This is a genomic window from Paludibacter propionicigenes WB4 (assembly GCF_000183135.1).
In the GTDB taxonomy this organism is placed as follows: Bacteria; Bacteroidota; Bacteroidia; order Bacteroidales; family Paludibacteraceae; genus Paludibacter; species Paludibacter propionicigenes.
The window spans coordinates 1,849,743-1,864,289 of record NC_014734.1 but is presented as its reverse complement, the minus strand read 5'-3'; the positions used below and the strand labels follow the sequence as shown (position 1 = coordinate 1,864,289).

Here is a 14,547-nt window from a genome sequence, read left to right as displayed (position 1 = left end):
CTTAAATTTCATAAATAGCTGATACTATATTTTTTAGGTGAAAATGCAATCGAAAGTATTCTTTTTGCTATGAAAATTTAGCAAATATAATAATTTAAAACAGAATTGTATCAGAATTACGACAGAATTTTATCAGAATTAAGTTGCTTTTTTTTTGTGTATATTTTGTCTAAATATGTTTAATTTGCCTATCATTCTTTAAGTTTAAAACAAATGAAAAAAATACTTTATTCTTTAGCTGTGATGGTACTGTTTGTCACTACATTCAATTTTACTATTGTAAACAAGCGTGTCAACAATGTATCATGTCTTGCATTACAAAATATAGAAGCATTATCTTATGCTGAGTCCGTTGGTCAACACTGTTTTTACGATGGAAGTATAGACTGCCCGATAAGTAATGATAAGGTTAAATTTGTGTATTAATGAATTATAATAAATTATTACAAGTATTTGTTTTAGTTCTGCTATTACAAAGTTGTGTCGATACTAACAAAAAACTTGCTGACTTTGGGGCTGTATCTAAAAAGATTTCAGGAAAGGTGCTATCGTCTGGTTCCGTCTACATGCGTTATCCATTTCGTGTAAAGCAAACTGACTCTACATTGGTTATAATGGATTTGCATGGTTCGGATTTCTATTATCATGAGTTTAGTTATCCTCAATTGAAATTCAAACAATCCTTTGCAAAGCCGGGTATAGGTCCGAACGAATTTCTGGATGCCGAAAATATTCGTTTTGATAAACAAGGAAAATTTTATTGTTTGGATGCCAACAAAAGTTTAATTACCATTTTTGACAGCGATAAAAATGATACAACGGCACGAATAAAGCTTTCGGATAAATTGATCCGAACCTTAGACTTTGATATTGTAAACGATTCAACCTTCGTAGTACCCGATTATACCGGTAAACACCGATTTAATCTGATTAACAGAAAAGGCCAGATAACAAAGAGTTGCTTTACGATTCCCAGTAAGCGAAATAAGTTATCGAACGTGGTATTGGCGCAAGCCTGGCGATCGTTTATTGATTACAATCCCTCCAATGGAGTACTGGCTATGGTTACGCAATTGGGTCAGGTGTTGGAAATCTACGATTTGAAGAAAGATTCCATCATTAATATCGTATACGGAAAAGCCGACGAGCCGGAATTTATCAACAAAGGAGGATATGCTTCGCCCTGTGGCATTATGGGGTATAGTGATGTATATGTAGGGAAAGATAAAATCTATGCCATTTTTTGGGGAAAATCATTCAAAGATATAGAAAACGATCCCAATTCAAAGGATGGGGGTAATCTATTACAGGTATTCGATTTGACAGGGAAGCCTCTTCGTCAGTATGTACTGGATAAATATATTACCGGATTTACGGTTGATGAAAAACATAATAAAATCATTGCGTTGGATATAAATGGAAATTATCCATTAGTGGAATACCAACTTTGAAAAGAATTTATATAATTATTGAGAATGTAAGTAATGATATAATTCCTCAGAATAGTTTAAAACAAACTATCGATTAAAAAGCGAGTTTCCTTAGATGTGATGAATTTAGAAGACAATCAAGATAATATATGAAAAACAGAATCTTATTTATAATTTGTTTATTTATTCTTTCAGCATGCAGTAATCTACCAAAGGAATTGAAAAACAAGGTTTCTAAGGAAGTGGAGGAAGCACTTGATGAGGCCGGAACTAACCGACAGGAACTTGAAAAGGTGTTAATCCATTACAGTAAGAATCCACAAGACTCTTTAAAGTTTAAGGCAGCTTGTTTTCTGATACAAAACATGAAGGGATACTATAGTGTAACGGGAGAAAATGTGAATAAATTGGAAAATATTTACAGGATACTGGGAGAGGTGTCAACAGATGAAAGAAACGAAAAATACAAACGAGGTGTCGACTCCCTAAAAATTGATTATAGATTCAATAAACAACCCGATTTGCAATATATTCAAGCAAATTTTCTTATTCAGCATATCGATCAGATTTTTAAAGCTTGGGAAGCAACTCCCTGGCATCGCAATTATTCTTTTGATACATTTTGTGAGTATGTGTTACCTTATAGGGTATATGAAGAGAAATTATCTTTATGGAGTCCACTTATTGAAAAGCGATTTAAACCCCAACTGGACAAAATCTATTTTGAAACCGGCAATTTGTACGAAGCTGAGAATGCCTTATTCGGTAAAGCAACCGTAGAAGAAAAATTTTCTGCATCCAACTATAAAGCGGTAACTATTACAGCAAAAGACAGACTGATTTTTGAAAATGTACGTACTGAACCAGGAGAAAAGATATTATTAATACAGCATTATAATGGGGGAAGAAATGCTAAAATTAATGTAATAGTAAATGATTTTGATACAGTTCAAGCTGTTTTAAAATATACAGGAGGTTGGTCTAAACCTGCATTTAGTGTAGTAAAGGTACCTATCAAAGTCAATAAAACTGTCAACAAAATTTGTTTAGAAAGTAAATCCGAAAAAATTTCCATAGATTACGTTGAGCTGGTGCCTGTATTGGATTTCAAATTGGTTAAACAGTCTGGGATTATATCGGGTGCTACATACAAAATAACAAATAAACGAAATTCAGCAAGCCTTACAATTGATAATGACTCTACAAAATCAGCTTCAAAGACTTTTACTTCAGAGTTTAAGGATATGAATAATCAGAAGTTTATCATGTCTTATACCGATTATGGGTTCTATAAGATTAAAGAACGGGATAACCATAAAGTCGTATTAAACATGCCTTATTTATCAAAAGATAATGGAACTAGGCATGAATTTTCCACCGGTTTTACTAGTTATAGTAAACTATGGGCAATACTTCCTACTAAAGATATTGGATACTTTAGAATTGTGAATAGAAATAGCAGAAAATGTTTGGAAATAGATACTAAGTCATCAAAAGGAAGAAATAAGGTGGTTCAGAGCGAATATAATGGCGGTGACAACCAATTGTGGAAATTTGAGATGCTAGAAAAAGCACCGTTGAAAGATACTTTGACAGAACTGAAGCCCGGAACTTTCAGGGAAGCATCTACCCGAATTTTCTACGAGACGCTTGATTTTCAGATATATCAACTTAGTGGAGCTATGCCGTCAATCAATGCAATAGATCTAATTCATACAAAAATAGGGAGTTGCCATGAAGAAGCACAGTATCTAACATATATTTCGCGTGGCTTGGGAATACCCATTGCGAATGATTTTATACCTCAATGGCCAAAGCGAGCCTTGTCTCACTATTGGAACGTATTGATTGATGAGAAGGGTAAAATGGTCAGGAATTATTTTAGAAATAAGCCCGGAGCATACACAATATTTGACTCTATTCCTAAAAGCAAAGTTTTTAGAAACACTTTCACCATTAATAAACGGAGTTTAGGTTTTATAAATAACAATGAAGAAGATATTCCAAAATTGTTTAAGAACATGCATTTTGTTGATGTAACACAAGAATATTTAAAGACATCTGATGTGAAAGTTATTCTTGACCCCCAAAAGGCTAAGAATAGACATTTTGCCTATTTGTCTGTATTTGATAATAAAGATTGGGTGCCTATTTTTTGGGGCAAGATACAATCAAATAGTGTAGTATTTGATAAAATGGGAAGAGATATAGCTTATTTGCCCATCTATTATAGCAGCACAGGAAATATACCTGCCGGTAATCCATTTTTGCTAAGCGCAGCAGGAAAAATAAAGGCGCTAAAGCCAGATATCAAGAACTTACAGAAAATGGTTTTGTATCGTAAGCATACCTATATATTTTATTATAACCCAAACAATAAAATGATAGGTGGGCGATTTCAGGGATCAAACAATCCTGACTTTGTGAATGCCGTAAATCTATTTACGTTTAACAGTGAGACAAATGCAAGTTATTGTAATTTAAAGATTAATGAAAAGAGAACATTTAAGTTTCTAAGATATATAGGGGCTGATGGCACACACAGTAACATTAATGAACTTATGTTCTATGATGAAAATGGAAAAGAAATAATTGGAAGTGTGATAGGAACAGAAGGTAGTTGCAATGACAACGGATCTACTAAAGAAAAAGTATTTGACAAGAATATATTGACCGGATTTGATGCTCCTTTGCCCAATGGAGGATGGGTTGGGTTGAAATTGCCAAAAGCAGTGAGAGTAAGTAAGATCCGTTTTATGCCACGTACTGATGGTAATATTATAGAGCCGGGAGATAATTATGAATTAGTGTATTGGAATAATGGTTGGAAGTCACTTGGAGAGAAAAAAGCAATAGCTGATTCGTTGGTTTATAATAATGTTCCAAGTGGAACTTTATATCTTTTGCATAACAGAACAAAGGGAACGGAAGAAAGAATTTTTACGTATGAAAAAGGAAAACAGGTGTGGTGGTAAAGAGAAGTTGATAGGTGGATAGTTTTGAATTGGTATTTATTTTTTTCTGATTGATGAAAGTTTGAGCTAAATCAACTATGTTGTCTAATTTTAAAAAACAAGTTTGGAAAATCGTATTGATGTTGAATTCAACGAAGAATCAAAAAATTAAATTTATAGGGGGGATTTTAGGATTAAGAGCACTCATGGCATTTCTGATTAAATTATCGGAATCCGACAGAAAATCATTGCAGTTGCTCGACAATGAGAGCAAATCGTTTTCCGATAAGACATACAAATAGGCTTCATGAAATGAGATACAATAATTATTTCGGATTATGTATTGTTGATTGCCTGTGAGTATGATTTACAGCTATGTTCAGGACTTTCTGTAAACAAAGAGGATGTGTGTTAACTGCTTGAAATGGTGTATAACACCAAGTTATTGGTAGGTGGTGATACTTATAAGATCTCGCGTTTTATGTGTATGAAATCTAAAATTGCACTTAAAATGAAAGAACCAGTTGTGCAGGTCATTGATGACGAACTGGGTAAACTCTTTAAACAGACTACTGCTTCAACCAAAAAGGCAGTGATAAAGTAACTGATTTAGATTTCTAGTTATAACGATTGTTGGTTTGTCAGATTAAAAGGACTAATCTTTATGAAGTATTTCCTGCTGAATGCCTCTATACATACGCAGTGGGGTGAATAAGAAAGGGAAATCAGAATTGAGCCAGAATTGAAAGATTTATTAACCCAATTATGTGCTAAAGTTTTAATAGTTTTGTTCCAGTTAATAATCTCAGTGTGTTGCTTTTATTACATTTTACCCTTAGGAATGAAGTTTACTCTAAAGTAAAATATGAATTAATGTTGATATCGGAATGTATTGATTTATATAAAATGGAAAATAACCGGCTATAACGTTAAACAAATGCTAATAATAGGGAAAATGGGGCGGATAATTGTCTACACTCTCGTAAGGTTAATAACAACGACCTCCGCCCCAACTCCCACCTAACTAAAGAAAGGAGGCACAAAGGTACAAAAAAACACTAAAAAATATCCAAACAATTCGTTTTGGTGCTATTGAAAGGATATATATAGCCATAATTAGAACTTATTATCAATAAAAAATTTAATAAAAAAGAATATGAAAAAGAAAATTATAGGTGCAACATTCGTTGTTGCTATTGCAGTAGTAGCTGCATTCAATCTCAACTTAAATAAATCGAATGCTAAAGCTGATTTGGCAATGTCTAATGTGGAAGCATTGGCTGATGGTGAATATTCACAACCTGTATGGAATATATACAATAGGCCTGATGGTACTGGTTATAACTGCTATAAGTGGGGAGAGAAGATTTGCTTTTGATTCAATAAATTTTAAACTGGGATGAAAGTCCCAGTTTTCACATTACTATAATAAATTAAATAAGTTAGACATGTTTAAAATTAGGTTTAAATCTGTAGTGATTTTAGTCGGATTAGTCTTTTTTGTTCAATGTACTTCAACAACAAAGAAAGTTGATAATAATGTAAGTGAACGTAGAGTTAATTTTGGCAAGTTGATCAAAATCAATAATTCTGAAGTTATTTCTAATTATTCATTCATTCGATTAGAAACGACTGAAGAGTCATTAATAGGAACTGTTAATCAAATAGAAATAGTAAATGATAAAATATATATATTGGATAATTATGCATCACAAGGTTTGTTTGTTTTTTCAATTACTGGAAAATTTTTAGCTAAACTGACACATCGAGGAAATGGACCAGGAGAATTTATCTCACCTTATTCCTTTTATATTGATAAAAATGGCTATTTGTTATTATATGATATGCAATTAAGTCGTTTGCTAAAGTATGATTCAAATAGCTTAAAATTCATAGAAGAGGTTAAAATGCCATTTCGGTCGGCGAAATCATTCTATGTTTTGCCAAGTGATGATTTGTACTTGTATTATGGTGATAAGGGTAATAGAGATTTCAAAGAAACAAATATCTTAATTGTTTCAGATAAGAAAGGGAAAGTTCATAAGCAGTTTTTAAAAACTACGCCTTCTGAGAATATATTTCACGGAAGTGAAACAGATTTTTATTCATTTTCAGGAGACAGTTATTTCTATCCATATTTTTCAAATAAGATATATTTAGTAAAAAAAGATACTGTGCAATGTAAATATGAACTTTTGTTTGGAGACAATAAAATGGTTGACGAAGAACTTTTTTTAAAATATAAAAATGATCGAGATTTCATGAAAGAAATAATTATGGGTGATGATAATTGGATTCGTCTTCTGTACGTATATGAAAATGATACAAACTTAGTTGTTAAGTACTATATTAAGAAAGACTTTTATATGGGAATTTATAATAAGATCAGTCAAGAAGTAGTCAATTTTAAATGTTCAACAGTTACTGATGATATAGGTATTGGTGGTGTATTTCCTCTTCCAAAGGGTAGATACGGAAATCGATTTATAGCACAAATAAATTATTCTGATATACACAAAGATGCATTGAAAGATGAAAAACTAAAGGCTATTGTTAAGGTTTCAAGTGAGGATACCAATCCAATATTGATGATATACTCAATAAATAGTAAATTAGGGAGGGTCAGTAGATAATAGTTATATTTTTAATATTCAATAGTTTGACAATGATATGATACGGATATTTATTATCAGTGAAATTAATATTATAAAAAGAAAAAGGCTATAATCTTTTGATTAGAAAAAAATAAATTAGCGTCAGCTTAAATCATAAATCTATTGACAAAATGAGAACAATTGGTAACAGAGTGAGATGCATCATAATGCTTTTATTAGTATTATGCATACAATCATGCGATAATAAGAAGAATCGAGCAGAATTAGTTGTAAAAAAATGGATTCAAAAAGAAATTCAAATTCCTGGAAATATAACATTTAAAAGTGTTGGAAGAGACACTGTTTGTTCACGAATAATGAAGCATCGAAATATCGTTTTAGTTTATATTGATTCTTTGGGTTGTGCTGCCTGTAAGTTAAGATTGGCCGAATGGAAAGCATTTATCGAAACATGCCAAAAGATGTCTTATGATGTTGGTTTCTTGTTTGTGGTTCAATCTACAAACTACAAAGATCTTGAGAACAAACTACTTCTTGATGATTTTACTTATCCAATTATTTATGATTATAAGGGCGACTTTGATAGAATTAATAGCTTTCCAAAGGAAGAGGAGTTCAGAACTTTATTGTTGGATAGAAGACATAGAGTTGTATTAATTGGATCGCCAGTTAGAAGTCATAAGATGAAACAATTGTTTTACAAAGTAATAAGTAATGGTGATTTTAATGAAGTTCGTTTTAGAAATATAGAGACTTATTATTTAAAAGAGACAACTGTAAATCTAGATAAAGATTCGATAAATCTTGGCAAATTTTCTTTTAAGACGTCTAAACATTTGATTTTTAAAATAAGAAATGTTGGAAATAATCCACTTCTAATTAACACTGTGAATACATCCTGTGGTTGTACTTTAGCCAAATATGATAAAAAACCTATTCCCCAAGGAGAGACGACTACTGTGGTACTTGAGTATAGACCTAACTCGTTGGGTTACTTTAGTAAAACAGCCGATGTGATGTGTAATGTACCCAATGGGCTTGTGAGGCTCAAGATTAGTGGGGAAGTGGTGGAGAAATAAATGATTAGTTGACAGTTGATAGTTGACAAGTGATAGTTAAGGAGTTTGATTGGTTCAATCGAATTTCTGAACTATCTTTCCGACATAAGTTGACATTTAAGTGCACAGTGATAAACAATCTATGAAAATAAAATATCGTTTACAAAAATTCTGGAAGATAGCGCTACAGGTATTGGTTTTGATTCTTGTAAGTGTTATCCTGACTATTGTCCTCAAAGTGTTTTGTTTTGCATCTTTCAAGGTTCCATCGGGTTCGATGGAACCCACTTTGAAAACAGGCGATTATATTATGGTAAATAAAATGATATTGGGACCTCGCATATTTAAAGATTGGAAATTCTGGGCAAGTGGCAACTGGAAAATGAAAAGATTGAAAGGCATGCGTGCTATCAGACGGAATGAGATATTGGTATTTAATTTCCCAATCACGAATGACAATTGGAGTAAGATAGAGATGGATTTTAACGCGCATTATGTAAAGCGTTGTGTGGGCATTCCCGGCGATACTTTCTATATTGAGGATGGTTTTTATAAAGTAAAAGGTTGTAATGATACCTTAGGAGCGTATGGTAATCAACAGGCTTTATTCGCCAGGAATGATTCTACTTTGAATAAGATTGTTTTTAATTGCTTTCCTTTTGATGATCTCCATCATTGGACAATGAAAAACTTCGGACCACTCTATATCCCAAAAGCTAAGGATAAAATACAGATTGATTCTAAAAACATTGAATTGTATAGAAAGATGATTGTTTACGAAACAGGTAAGAACGTAGACGTGAACCACGATATCGTTACGCTGGGAGGTAAACCACTTACAGCGTATGTTTTTAAAATGAACTATTATTTTATGGCCGGCGATTATGTTATGGACTCCAAGGATTCACGCTACTGGGGTCTCTTACCCGAAGATCATATTATAGGTAAGGTGTCTTTTATCTGGAAATCGGAAGATGAAAATACAGGTAAGTACAGGTGGGAGCGGTTTTTTAAAGGGGTGTGAAGCCCCTAAATCTAGCCCCCTCAATCCCCCGAAGGGGGACTTTAAGACGTTGAATTGATTTTTTTGTATCAAACGAATCTTCCCTTAATGATTAAAATGAAACTAAACTTTTTATCTGCAAATCATAGAAATCTGATATTTAAGTCCCCCTTCGGGGGATTGAGGGGGCTGTCTTTTTGTCTGGTTTTATCCACCGTTTTTGTAGTGGACGAAAAGTTGGCGAATGGTGTTGTGTCCGCAAAGTATTTCTGGTTTTATGGGGCAATGGGTGTTACCGCTCTGGTTTCATTGTTGGTGTATGGTTTAAGAAGAACTGCCTGTAAGTTTTATCCGGTTGATTTTTTACTATTATTATTCTCCGGTTTTATATTGGTTGTGAACTATTTCAATTCCGGCAATATAGTTTCTACTAAATGGATACTGCTGGTGCAGCTCTTGTTACTGTTCTTTTATTTTAGAGTCGCACTGCAAAATAAGACCCTGCGTTTTTATCTTACCGTTTTCTTTATCTTTACCGGGTTGTTGGAAGCCGTATGGGGCTTAAGGCAGCTGTATGGGTTTATACCTTCTAACCATGCGTTGTTTAAACTTACCGGCTCGTTTTTTAATTCCGGTCCTTACTCCGGTTATATAGCGTTGGTAGCACCGTTGGCACTTTACGCCATGCTAAAAGATGTAGTGGTTTTCAAGCGTAAGTTCTTTATCGGCTTTTTACCGCATTATATCCGCTTCACTGTTTCCTTGCTGGCTTTTACCGGGGCTGTTTTGGTACTTCCAGCTACCATGAGCCGTGCTGCATGGATAGCAGCAGTGGTCGGTTGTAGTTTTGTGGTATCGTTGTATTATTTACAGAAAAAGCAGATCAAGAATTATTTAATCCTGCAGCGAAAGAGGATATTTCTATTTCTGTGTACTGGAGTTGTATTGTTGGCTTGTGGTGCTGTCGGTATCTATCAGCTAAAAAAGAACTCGGCTGATGGACGTGCCCTGATATGGAAAACCACGCTTCATCTGATTGTGAAACAACCTAATGGTGTAGGATTGGGGCACTTCTCTGGTGCTTATGGTAAGGAGCAGGCTGCTTATTTTGCCGCCGGGAAATACAGCAATCAGGAAGAATTAGTAGCCGGAAATCCCGAGTATGCATTTAATGAATACTTGCAAATCATTGCTGAGTTTGGCGTGGTGGCAGCCTTGGTTTTGTTTACGGCTTTTATCGCTCTTATCTATATCGGTGTCAAGCGTAAAGCAATTGCAGAAACTGGAGGATTGATTTCGTTATTGGTGTTTGCATCCATGTCTTACCCCTTCAATTTACTTCCCTTTCTCATTGTATTGGTCTTTCTAATGTCATTAATACTTACTCAACGGCAAGCAGTAAGAATAAAAGGCTTTACAGAAAGAAGTGTCGAATTGCGTTGGAAAGCAGTGATGATGGTATTGGCGGTTGCCGGAATGATCCTTTTTGCCGCTTTGTATCAACGATACCCAACCTACAATGCCTACAAGGAGTGGAATAACTTGAAAATGATGGGAAGTGCAGATGCTTATCCCGAAATGAAAACCGACTACGAAAAACTTTATCCTTATCTGTCCGATCAAACACCGTTTCTCTTTGAATATGCCCAATGCATGAACAAAGCGGGAGAATATGCTGAAAGCAATTGGGTTTTAGAGCAAGCCATAAAGATCAGTTGCGATCCCATGCTTTATAACATATTGGGAAAGAATTATCAGGCTCTTAAAAACTATCGGCTAGCAGAGCAAAATTTCTTACTTGCATCACATATTGTTCCCAGCCGTATTTATCCTTATTACCTGTTGGCTAATCTGTACGCTGAAGGTGGAAATACCCAACAAGCACTACAAATGGCGCAAATAGTGCTCACAAAAGAACCGAAGGTACAGTCTACTGCTATCAATGAAATGCGTGAGAAGATGCGGGTGTTGATAAAGAAAAAGGAAAAGGAAAAGGAAAATCAGAATTGAGTCAGAATTGAAAGGTATATTAACTCAATTATATGCTAAAGTTTAGATAGTTTTGTTCCAGTAAATTCTATAATTGTTTAGTGCCTATTATATTATTAACCTGAAAGCCTGAAATAGGCTGCTAAGTAAGATGGTGACTTATGTCGACAGTGATATTTATGGATTCACCAAAATCTGTCTATATCGTTACTTAATTATTAACAACAGGGAAAATGGGGCGGAAAAAATGTCTACACTTTCGTAAGGTTACTGACAACGACTTCCGCCCCGGCTTCCACCCTAACAAAGGAAAGGAGAACAAAAGTACGGAAAATAGATGAAATAACATGAAGTTTGTGGCTTCAGACTGTTGAAAGGATACATACAGTCAAGAAAAAACTAAATCATTTATAAAAAATCAATACAAAATTTATGAAAAAGAATTTTTTTGGTGCCTTGTTGGTAGTAGCTATCGCTGTAGGTGCAATGATGAATGTGAATTTAAATAAAACTAGTAATAAGGGCAACCTTGCATTGGCGGAAGTGGAAGCATTGGCCGATGGCGAAAGAGGTTGTAATTCAGTTGGTTGGTGGAATGATAACGGAAATTGTGTGTCAAATGGAACACTTTATTTCTGTGCAGAGCCACTATTACTTTTACCGGATGACTGTAAATATTAATAGTTAATTAGTGAGGCAGCGTGAAATTTTAATCTAAATCGCTGCCTCACACAATATATAAAAAAAATGAAAAAAATTTTTTTAAAATCGCTATTAGTTTTTACGTCATCTTTGATATTTATTTGTTGTTCTGCAAGATTAGAAAATAATAACCCGATACATGAACATGCCCGTACTGATGAATTACAGCTTGAAAAAAACGATTCTATAAAATTTCCTCTTGACTCCATTACAACAGTCTTCACAACAGCTTCCCAATACAATGATGATATGGAAACCTATTCATTTTTGAGTCAGAACAATACAATCTGCTCATATAGTTACAAAGATAAAAAACTAATATATAAAGTAGATTTACATAAAATCAACGGAGGAACAGAGTTTTTAATTAAGAATAATGACACAATATATGTTTATAATGGTAAGTCACATTCAATTTCGTTAATCAACTATCATGGAGATATAATAAAAACATTTCATGTAAAATCTGACATCAAATCCTTTCCATCTCCATTAACCGGTGTTGCTCCAATGCTCGTTAGGGGCGATAATATTATAATATCTGGAAGTCTTTATGGTGAAACTATAAATGATAATGAGAACGATAGAAAGGTTAGTTATATATACAATATTAAATCTAACAAAACAGTTTCTACAGCACCTTATTCTTCTTTATATTATTCACATAATTGGGGTTCGGGTCTATTGAGATGGGTTTATTCAACGGAATCCCCAAAGGAAAATGTCATGCTATTTAGTTTCCCTGCCGACCACTTTATTTACGAAAATCTAATTGGCAATAATAAACTGAAACCTCACTATGCAGGAAGTAAATATTTTGATAAAATACCATCTTATAATCGCAGCAAAGCAGTTTTCTTTAACACTGATGAAGCGACAAAATATTTTGCAGAAAGTAATAGCTATGCAAATATCTTGTATGACAAGTATAATAAGGTCTACTATAGGATTGCTGAGCTAAAAACTAAATATAATGGAATGCCAGGTTGGAAGAAAGAAATCTCTATCATTATATTAAATGCAAACTTTCAAATCGTCGGTGAGACTTTAATTGGAAAAGTACATGGGACTAATAATTATTCACTATTTGTCAATAAGCATGGATTGCATTTGCAGTCTAATAAGAAAGATGAAAATTTTATGTTTTTTGATATTTACAAACTAACAAAAAAAATAAAGAAAAGATGAAGTATTTTATATGTATAATAATAGCTATTCTGCAAATTAGCTGTAGCATCGGTGTGAACGATAAAATAAAATTTCAATATGCAGTGAGAGAAGTATTTTCTGACGTAGATTTAAATAATATTGACTATCTAGTGATAATACCGAGCCAAGGTTGTGGCGGTTGCATAACAGGTGCAGAGAATTACTATATGGAAAATAGAAAAAATAGAAAAATAAAATTCATTTTCACAAACATTATATCAATGAAAACTTTGAAACAGAAGATTAATATTGATCCTCATTCTGTTTTTCTTGATAAAGACAATATTTTCTTAACTGCGTATCCAGTAGAAAAGCAAATATATCCTGTAGTTCTAAAGTTGAAGAATCTAAAAATTACTGCCATTTATTTTCAATCTCCTGAAAGCGATGCATTTGGTAAAATAAAAAAATCGTTACTATGAAATTTATTTTTATATGTTTACTTATTTATTTTTCATTCTTTTTTTCATCTTGTAAGAATAATAATTCAGAGTTTCCAATAATTGATTTAGAGGGTTCAATTGCTGTTAGGAACTTCAATAAAATGGATTGGGATAAGATTTCAAAAAATGTTGAATCCATTCAGCTTGAAACCTCTGACTCATGTTTATTAGTATCTCCTCGTATTATTGATGTTACAAAAAGTATCATTGTTGTTGAAGATCGAAGCATTATATACATATTTAATGCAAAAAACGGACGTTTGGAACAAAAGATCGACAGAAAAGGGGGTGGGCCTGAAGAGTACTCTAGCATAATGGATGTCGTTGTTGATAGTAATGAATCCTCACTTTATATAAATGACTCAGATAAAGGAAAAATTATTATATATTCCTTCAAAGGAGAGTTTATAAAGTCGCTAGATATTAACTTTGTAGGTTCATTTAACCATACTGCAAACAATGATTTTGTAGTTTCTTTCAATCCAGTGAGAAACAACAAGAATCTTGTTGGATTTTACGACAAAACATGGAGAAATATTATTAACCTATTTGATTCAAAAAATGAGAAAGGCGTATTAAACAAAGGTTTTGTTTTTTTTAACCCTATAAAGACAATTGGAGATAAAACATATTTTAAAGATGAGTTCTCAGATACTCTATATGCAATTAAGAATCATATTGCAACTCCTATTTTAACAATATCAAAAGGAAAATACAAAATAGCAAAGACTATTGCAGCTGATTTCTCAAAAAGACAAGAAAGAAAAAAATATATATTTGGAGAGTATGGTCAAATTGTGAATAATTATTATTTCTTGGCATATTACTTTCAAAATGAAATAATTAGCGATATATGGGATATAAAAACATCAAAACTTCTTTATAGAAACATAGCAAAGAATAAATTTGAGTATGGATTTCCGTTAAATTTAAAATCTAAAGAGATTTATGTTTGGCCTAATTATGTTGATGAAGAATTTATATATTTCTTTCTAAAGAATAATAATTTCGAAGAGCGAAATGAAGATTTAAATCCAATTATTGCAAAAATAAGAAAAGATGTTTTTTTTTGATGGATTGATTCAAAACAGACAAACTTATTCGTCATATAATCAATATACTTGGCATTTAGGTGAATTGACTA

Annotated in this window: 11 protein-coding genes; all 11 read left to right on the top strand. The window is 33.0% G+C overall.

Annotation, left to right across the window (positions count from 1 at the left end; genetic code table 11):
* Window positions 1–425 precede the first annotated feature (425 nt).
* The 11 genes from PALPR_RS07845 to PALPR_RS07785 all read left to right on the top strand — a co-directional run bounded on the left by PALPR_RS07845 (window position 426) and on the right by PALPR_RS07785 (window position 14,476).
* Window positions 426–1,451 carry a TolB-like 6-bladed beta-propeller domain-containing protein gene (locus PALPR_RS07845; protein ID WP_013445085.1) on the top strand — a complete coding sequence of 342 codons (1,026 nt, stop codon included), beginning with the start codon at window positions 426–428 and terminating at the stop codon, window positions 1,449–1,451.
* Between the two features lie 128 nt (window positions 1,452–1,579).
* The gene (locus PALPR_RS07840) at window positions 1,580–4,405 is read left to right on the top strand and encodes an RICIN domain-containing protein (RefSeq protein WP_013445084.1); all 2,826 of its coding nucleotides are present in this window, start codon (window positions 1,580–1,582) and stop codon (window positions 4,403–4,405) included.
* A 1,135-nt stretch (window positions 4,406–5,540) separates the two neighbouring features.
* Complete coding sequence (locus PALPR_RS07825) at window positions 5,541–5,762, top strand: NVEALA domain-containing protein (protein WP_013445081.1); 222 nt, start codon at window positions 5,541–5,543, stop codon at window positions 5,760–5,762.
* Between the two features lie 70 nt (window positions 5,763–5,832).
* Entirely contained in the window at window positions 5,833–7,017 is a 1,185-nt protein-coding gene (locus PALPR_RS07820; RefSeq protein WP_013445080.1) for a 6-bladed beta-propeller, read from the top strand.
* A 152-nt stretch (window positions 7,018–7,169) separates the two neighbouring features.
* Window positions 7,170–8,078, top strand: a complete 909-nt coding sequence (locus tag PALPR_RS07815; protein ID WP_013445079.1) for a DUF1573 domain-containing protein — start codon at window positions 7,170–7,172, stop codon at window positions 8,076–8,078.
* Between the two features lie 121 nt (window positions 8,079–8,199).
* Window positions 8,200–9,081, top strand: a complete 882-nt coding sequence (gene lepB, locus PALPR_RS07810) for a signal peptidase I (RefSeq protein WP_041620333.1) — start codon at window positions 8,200–8,202, stop codon at window positions 9,079–9,081.
* A 96-nt stretch (window positions 9,082–9,177) separates the two neighbouring features.
* A complete protein-coding gene (locus PALPR_RS07805; RefSeq protein ID WP_013445077.1) occupies window positions 9,178–11,070 on the top strand; it encodes an O-antigen ligase family protein in 1,893 nt (630 codons plus the stop codon).
* Between the two features lie 411 nt (window positions 11,071–11,481).
* Window positions 11,482–11,730 carry an NVEALA domain-containing protein gene (locus PALPR_RS07800; RefSeq protein WP_013445076.1) on the top strand — a complete coding sequence of 83 codons (249 nt, stop codon included), beginning with the start codon at window positions 11,482–11,484 and terminating at the stop codon, window positions 11,728–11,730.
* 66 nt (window positions 11,731–11,796) lie between these two features.
* Entirely contained in the window at window positions 11,797–12,939 is a 1,143-nt protein-coding gene (locus tag PALPR_RS07795) for a DUF4221 family protein (protein ID WP_013445075.1), read from the top strand.
* Window positions 12,936–13,382: a hypothetical protein gene (locus PALPR_RS07790; RefSeq protein ID WP_013445074.1), complete on the top strand. Its 447-nt coding sequence runs from the start codon at window positions 12,936–12,938 to the stop codon at window positions 13,380–13,382. The genes PALPR_RS07795 and PALPR_RS07790 overlap by 4 nt, the downstream gene beginning before the upstream one ends.
* Window positions 13,379–14,476, top strand: a complete 1,098-nt coding sequence (locus tag PALPR_RS07785) for a 6-bladed beta-propeller (protein WP_013445073.1) — start codon at window positions 13,379–13,381, stop codon at window positions 14,474–14,476. Before PALPR_RS07790 ends, PALPR_RS07785 begins: the two co-directional genes overlap by 4 nt.
* The last annotated feature ends 71 nt before the right edge of the window (window positions 14,477–14,547 follow it).

What these genes read in the sequence shown, in the direction of transcription:
- PALPR_RS07845 (WP_013445085.1), top strand. Translation starts at nt 426, where the DNA reads ATGAATTATAATAAATTATTACAAGTATTTGTTTTAGTTCTGCTATTA.
- PALPR_RS07840 (WP_013445084.1), top strand. Translation starts at nt 1,580, where the DNA reads ATGAAAAACAGAATCTTATTTATAATTTGTTTATTTATTCTTTCAGCA.
- PALPR_RS07825 (WP_013445081.1), top strand. Translation starts at nt 5,541, where the DNA reads ATGAAAAAGAAAATTATAGGTGCAACATTCGTTGTTGCTATTGCAGTA.
- PALPR_RS07820 (WP_013445080.1), top strand. Translation starts at nt 5,833, where the DNA reads ATGTTTAAAATTAGGTTTAAATCTGTAGTGATTTTAGTCGGATTAGTC.
- PALPR_RS07815 (WP_013445079.1), top strand. Translation starts at nt 7,170, where the DNA reads ATGAGAACAATTGGTAACAGAGTGAGATGCATCATAATGCTTTTATTA.
- lepB (WP_041620333.1), top strand. Translation starts at nt 8,200, where the DNA reads ATGAAAATAAAATATCGTTTACAAAAATTCTGGAAGATAGCGCTACAG.
- PALPR_RS07805 (WP_013445077.1), top strand. Translation starts at nt 9,178, where the DNA reads ATGAAACTAAACTTTTTATCTGCAAATCATAGAAATCTGATATTTAAG.
- PALPR_RS07800 (WP_013445076.1), top strand. Translation starts at nt 11,482, where the DNA reads ATGAAAAAGAATTTTTTTGGTGCCTTGTTGGTAGTAGCTATCGCTGTA.
- PALPR_RS07795 (WP_013445075.1), top strand. Translation starts at nt 11,797, where the DNA reads ATGAAAAAAATTTTTTTAAAATCGCTATTAGTTTTTACGTCATCTTTG.
- PALPR_RS07790 (WP_013445074.1), top strand. Translation starts at nt 12,936, where the DNA reads ATGAAGTATTTTATATGTATAATAATAGCTATTCTGCAAATTAGCTGT.
- PALPR_RS07785 (WP_013445073.1), top strand. Translation starts at nt 13,379, where the DNA reads ATGAAATTTATTTTTATATGTTTACTTATTTATTTTTCATTCTTTTTT.